Annotated in this window: 6 protein-coding genes; 4 read left to right on the top strand and 2 right to left on the bottom strand. The window is 73.0% G+C overall.

Annotated features, from left to right (window positions below; all coding sequences use genetic code 11):
• From AC1DP0_RS18915 to aat, 4 genes are all read left to right on the top strand, one after another.
• Window positions 1–696: glycerate kinase (locus AC1DP0_RS18915; RefSeq protein ID WP_478087460.1), on the top strand; the 696-nt coding region annotated here is incomplete at its 5' end.
• Between the two features lie 174 nt (window positions 697–870).
• Window positions 871–1,248, top strand: coding sequence for an iron-sulfur cluster insertion protein ErpA (gene erpA / locus AC1DP0_RS18910; RefSeq protein WP_478087458.1), 378 nt, complete (start codon window positions 871–873; stop codon window positions 1,246–1,248).
• A gap of 138 nt (window positions 1,249–1,386) precedes the next feature.
• Entirely contained in the window at window positions 1,387–2,373 is a 987-nt protein-coding gene (locus AC1DP0_RS18905; protein WP_478087456.1) for a carbohydrate kinase family protein, read from the top strand.
• A 52-nt stretch (window positions 2,374–2,425) separates the two neighbouring features.
• Window positions 2,426–3,100, top strand: a complete 675-nt coding sequence (gene aat / locus AC1DP0_RS18900; protein ID WP_478087454.1) for a leucyl/phenylalanyl-tRNA--protein transferase — start codon at window positions 2,426–2,428, stop codon at window positions 3,098–3,100.
• Here aat and AC1DP0_RS18895 read toward each other — a convergent pair.
• On the bottom strand, window positions 3,069–3,251 hold the full coding sequence (locus AC1DP0_RS18895; protein ID WP_478087452.1) for a sulfurtransferase TusA family protein: 183 nt from the start codon (window positions 3,249–3,251) through the stop codon (window positions 3,069–3,071). The genes aat and AC1DP0_RS18895 overlap by 32 nt on opposite strands.
• Window positions 3,252–3,358: 107 nt before the next feature.
• Window positions 3,359–4,228: aminotransferase class V-fold PLP-dependent enzyme (locus AC1DP0_RS18890; protein WP_478087450.1), on the bottom strand; the 870-nt coding region annotated here is incomplete at its 5' end.

Genomic DNA, 4,228 nt, shown 5'->3' with positions numbered 1-4,228 from the left:
CATCTCGGTCGCGGGGGCCTTGCCCTCGGCGCCGCGACGCCCGACGACGTCGCCGGGCTCGACGCCGCCCGCGACCGGCTCCGCGGCGTCGACCTCGTCATCGCGAGCGACGTCGACTCGCCCCTGCTGGGGCTCAAGGGCGCCAGCGCCGTCTTCGCCCCCCAGAAAGGCGCCTCCGAGGAGGACGCCCAACGGCTCGAGAACGCCCTCGGTCACTTTGCGAGCGTCGTGGCCCGCGTGCGCCCACCTGCCAGGGACCTGCTCACCGGTGCCTTCCTCAAGCCCGAGCGGGAGCCTGGAGCCGGCGCCGCCGGCGGTCTCGGCTATGCCCTGCACCTGCTCGGGGCCCGGCGCGTGTCGGGCGTCGAGGCCGTGCTCGACGCGGTCGGCTTCGTCGACCTCGTGGCCTCTGCGGACCTCGTCGTCACCGGGGAGGGAACGTTCGACTGGCAGTCCCTCCGGGGCAAGGTGGTCGTGGGCGTCGCCGAGGCGGCCGCCCGCGTCGGCGTCCCCGTCATCGCCGTGCCGGGCCGGTCCCTGGTCGGTCGACGGGAGGCCATGACTGCAGGCCTCTCGGGGGTGTATGCCGTCGCGGAGCGGCCCGACCAGGTCGCCGCGGCGCTCGCCGAGCCCGCTGCGCGCCTCGCCGACCGCACGGCCCGCGTGGCGCGCACGTGGTCCCCGACCGCATCCTGACGTCCGCGGTGAGGCATCAGTTGAGGCAYCCGGTGAGCATCCGGTGAGCATTCCCCCGAGCGCGATGCCCAGTTCCGTCGGCGCCCGACGTATCCTTGGGAGCGCCGGGAACACATCCGGCCCGGCATGGGTTCTCACCACCGACCCATGTTCCACGACGTGAAGGACCAACACATGAGTGTCGAGACGAACGCATCTCCCGCCGAGGTTCAGACCGAGGCCCCCGCCCACGGGGTCGTCCTGACGGACGTCGCGGCGACGAAGGTCAAGAGCCTGCTCGAGCAGGAGGGTCGCGACGACCTCCGCCTCCGCGTCGGCGTCCAGCCCGGCGGCTGCTCCGGCCTGATCTACCAGCTCTACTTCGACGAGCGCAGCCTCGACGGTGACCTCGTCCGCGACTTCGACGGTGTCGAGGTCGTCGTCGACCGCATGAGCTCCCCCTACCTCGAGGGTGCCACGATCGACTTCGCCGACACCATCGAGAAGCAGGKCTTCACCATCGACAACCCCAACGCGGGCAGCAGCTGCGCCTGCGGCGACTCCTTCAGCTGAGTCGCACAGCCGAGTCGCACCGACGGACAGACGCGAGGGCCCGACCGCCACGGTCGGGCCCTTCGTCGTACCCGTGGCGTTGGGTGTCGGAGGCAGGCGGGCCGTGGACCGCACGCCGATGCCGGGTAGGTTCGTCCCGTGCAGATAGCCATCACCGGTTCCATCGCGACCGACCACCTCATGACCTTCGACGGACTCTTCGCCGACTCGCTCGTCGTGGAGCAGCTCGACAAGATCTCCCTGTCGTTCCTGACCTCGGACCTGCAGGTGCGCCGGGGTGGGGTGGCCGCCAACATCGCGTTCGGCATGGCCAACCTCGGCCAGCGGCCGCTGCTCGTCGGCGCGGTCGGTGAGGACTTCACCGACTACCGCAGCTGGCTCGAGCGACACGGCGTCGACTGCGGGGGCGTGCACTACTCCGAGTCCCAGCACACCGCGCGCTTCATCTGCACGACCGACCGCGACATGGCCCAGATCGCGACCTTCTACGCCGGGGCCATGACCGAGGCCCGCGACATCGAGCTCGCGCCGGTCGCCCACCGTGTCGGCGGGCTCGACCTCGTCGTCGTCGGGGCCAACGACCCCGAGGCCATGCTGCGCCACTCCGACGAGTGCCGGTCGCGTGGCATCCCGTTCGCGGCCGACCCCTCGCAGCAGCTCGCCTTCTGCGACGGGCCGACCATCGCGCGCCTCATCGACGGCGCCGAGTACCTCTTCACCAACGAGTACGAGAGCCATCTCGCCTGCCAGAAGACGGGCTGGACCGAGGACGAGCTCGCCGACCGGGTCCGCGTGCAGGTCAAGACGCGGGGCAAGGACGGCGTCACCGTCCGCGTCCGCGGAGAGGACCCGGTCGAGGTCGGGGTCGCCCGCGAGGTGCGCAAGGCGGACCCCACCGGAGTGGGCGATGCCTTCCGCGCCGGCTTCCTCACGGGTCTCGCGGTGGGCCTGTCCGTGCGTCGGTGCGCCGAGCTCGGCTCGATGCTCGCCACGTACGTCATCGAGACCGTGGGCACCCAGGAGTACGTCCTGGGCAAGGAGCGCTTCCTCGAGCGGCTCAGCGAGGCCTACGGACCCGAGTCGGCCGCCGAGATCGGGCCTCACGTCACCTGCCCGCGGCCATGACGCCCTCACCGACCGGTCGCTGACGGCCTGCCCCGCCCAGCCGGATCCCGACGTGCCCACGCCGCCGCCGCCCACCCCCTGGGACTTCGCCCTCGAACGCGTGCCGCCGGGTGAGGACCTCATCGGCATCGGCGCCGACCTCGATGTCTCGACCCTCTTCGAGGCGTACTCCGTCGGCGTGTTCCCGATGGGCATCGGCGACCACGGGGCAGAGCCGATCGGGTGGTGGTCACCGGACCCGCGCGGCATCCTGCGACCCCGTGAGCTGACGGTGAGCCGTTCGCTGCGCAAGGCCGTGCCCCGTTTCGAGGTGCGCGTCGACACCGAGTTCCAGTCGGTCGTCGAGGCGTGCGCCGCGCCCGACCGGGATGGCCGCTGGATCACCCCCGAGGTCGTCGACGCCTACCTTCGCCTGCACCGTGCGGGATGGGCGCACTCCATCGAGACGTGGCAGGACGGCCAGCTGGTCGGCGGGCTCTACGGCGTCGCGATCGGCGGTCTCTTCGCCGGCGAGTCGATGTTCCACCATGTCCGGGACGCCTCCAAGGTCGCCCTGGTCGGCCTGCGCGACCTGCTCATCACCGACGGCGACCCGCGTCGGCTCGTCGACGTCCAGTGGCAGACGCCACACCTGGCCAGCCTGGGTGTCCGGGAAGTCCCGCGCGACGAGTACCTCGCGATCCTGCCGACGGTCCTCAGCGCGCCCCTCCCGGCGTGCTGGGCCTGACGACCTCGACGACGTATGCCGTGTGGTCCGCCTCCGCACGTGCCTCGACGAAGCGGTGGCCGCGCATCCGGCACCACGCGGGGACGTCGTGTGCAGCCGCGGGATCCGTGGCGAGCACGGTGACGAGGCGGAGGCCGGCCCCGTCGCTCACGGCACGAGCGAGCCGGATCACGGGGAGTGGACAGCGCTCGCCCCGGGCGTCCACGACGGCCTCGTCACCGGGGTCACCGGCACCCCCGGCGTCACGAGCGCGGCCGCTCACAGGTCGCCGACCCGGAGCCGGTCGCGGACCCCCCGGACCGTCGGGGCGACGGCGGCGACGAAGGCCGCGACGTCGTCGGCGAGGCCGGGTGACACGGCCGGCAGGGGAAGGGTCACGCGCACGTTCCCGTGCGTCAGGACCCCCATTGCCGCCAGCACGTGGCTTGGCTCGAGCGTGCTCGACGTGCAGGCCGATCCGCTCGCGACCGCGAACCCCAGGGCGTCGAACGCCCCCACGACGGACTCCCCGTCGACGTAGAGGCTCGAGAAGGTGACGACGTGGGGGAGCCGGTCCTCGGGATCGCCGACGACCTCGGTGTCGGGGACGGCGGAGGCGGCGGCCCGGATGTCGTCCACGAGCTCGCGGACGACCCGGGCGTCCTCGCCTCGCGTCGTCGCCGTCTGCTGCCAGGCCTCGGCAGCAGCCAGCGCGAGCGGCACCCAGGGGAGGACGTCGGTGCGACCGTGCTCGATGTCCGCGCGCGCGGCGGGCCACTGCCACCGCACGCCTTCGCGCACGACGAGGACGCCGAGAGGCGGGCCCCCCCACGAGCGGGCGTCGCCGACGAGCACGTCCCAGTCCGGCGGCACGTCGTCGCGTCCCAGCGAGGCCATCGCGTCGACCACGAGGGGTATGCCGTGGGCGCCGGCYGCGTCCCGGGCCTCGGCGAGGGGCTGGCGGGTGCCGACCTCGCCGTTCGCGCTCTGGAGGACGGCCACGACGCTGCCCGGCACTGCCAGGGCCGCACGCCAGGCCTCGAGGTCGAGACGTCCCGTCCCGTCGACGCCGACCTCGGCGAGCAGCGACGGGTCGTCGGCGGCCGCCGCGCGGGCCCGGCCCGGCACGAGCACGGCGGAGTGCTCCAC

It is taken from the genome of Terrabacter sp. P5_B1 (assembly GCF_056400505.1).
The sequence above is the reverse complement of the archived record's forward strand: the minus strand, read 5'-3'. Positions and strand labels throughout refer to the sequence as shown.